Here is a 1,376-nt window from a genome sequence, read left to right as displayed (position 1 = left end):
ATCAATCATGGGCGTCTTCGGGCCCTCATCCGGCCTGCTTATTGAGTCGATGATTGCATTTAGTTCAGGTGCAATGTTATTTAACGTTATCAGTAAAGAACTCCCTTTTGAAAAACACGCGCACTTGCCAACCTTTTTAATCTCATCTCTTGTCTACGCCGCTACAATGATTGCGTTAAAAGCTTTTTTTGATTGGTAATTAAGTAGAGTAGAGCAATAGATTTTTCGCCTAATAAATGAAGTTTTCCAACAGATGTGATATATAAATGGCCAATTTACTGAAATCAAGAAAGAAGGCCTTTGAACATCTTAGTTGTATCTATGGGGACATACTGGACTGAGTCTCTGGCTCCCTAGAAATTTTTCTTTGTTAGAAGAAATAAAACAAGTTGATAACACTGACTTATGAAACTTACTTTTCTCTCTCCGAATTCCTCACTTAAACTGTACAGCCAAAAAGTTGTATGAACTCTATCACTTCGTAAATTATCTAGGTTTAAAACAATAAGTAAAGATCTAAACAGTTTAAAAATAAAAAAGCCACTAATTAGGGATGTTCCCTCTAATTAGTGGCTTTTTCTTTCCTCGTAAGGAGTCGAGAGCTATTTTATGATGCCCTCACGGCGTCTTGGCTAGTTTGCTCAAGAGATAAGCCTTTATTCATTTACAAAAAAAATTCATAACAGGTAATAAAAACATATAAATATAGTAAGAGATAAATTGACTAAAAAGGTGATTATTATTTTTCGAAAAATACCGGTTGTTTTTGTGGGAAGCTTATTGCTAAGCATCGGAATTAATGGATTTTTAGTTCCTCATTATTTGTTGGATGGAGGAACAATTGGAATTGCTCTCATCCTTCACTATTATTTTGAATTCCCGACAGGTGTAACGATGATCATTTTAGGTCTCCCACTATGTTGGTTTGCTTGGATTTATGAACGGCATTATTTTTATAATAGTTTTTATGGGCTAATTATTTCTTCTTTATTGATTGACTGGCTAGAACCTATTAAAAACCAGTTTCAATTTTCTATTTTTTCTAGTGTAATCCTTGGAGGGATATTTATTGGGACAGGAGTTGGTCTTATGCTTCGATATGAGACAAGCACTGGAGGAACAGATTTACTAGCTCAACTAATATCAAAAGCTTTTTCTTTGAACATAGGGATGGTTATTTTAATTATAGACGGTTTGATTATAACAGCAGGTCTTCCTTTACTAGGACCTAAAACGTTTCTTTTTTCATGTTCAACAATTTTTATAGGGGGATTGACGACTTGGTTAATTACTAAAAAAGAGTAATTTGAATTATAAAATTAGTATCTTCTATCTCCTGTTTTTGCCTCTTCCTGTTTTTTATAAATTAAAAAGAC

General features: G+C 33.5%; 1 protein-coding gene and 1 pseudogene. Both read left to right on the top strand.

All coding sequences use genetic code 11. The features are described from left to right. Positions 1-199, top strand: a pseudogene (locus AC1DRF_RS27880) (hypothetical protein); the annotation flags it as partial. Between the two features lie 521 nt (positions 200-720). Continuing rightward, positions 721-1,305 (top strand): YitT family protein, encoded by a 585-nt coding sequence (locus AC1DRF_RS27875; RefSeq protein ID WP_080781595.1) that lies wholly within the window; start codon positions 721-723, stop codon positions 1,303-1,305. Positions 1,306-1,376 lie beyond the last annotated feature (71 nt).

The organism is Priestia sp. P5_B4 (assembly GCF_056400385.1).
Note: the sequence above shows the minus strand (reverse complement) of the source record. Positions and strands in the feature narration are given on the sequence as shown.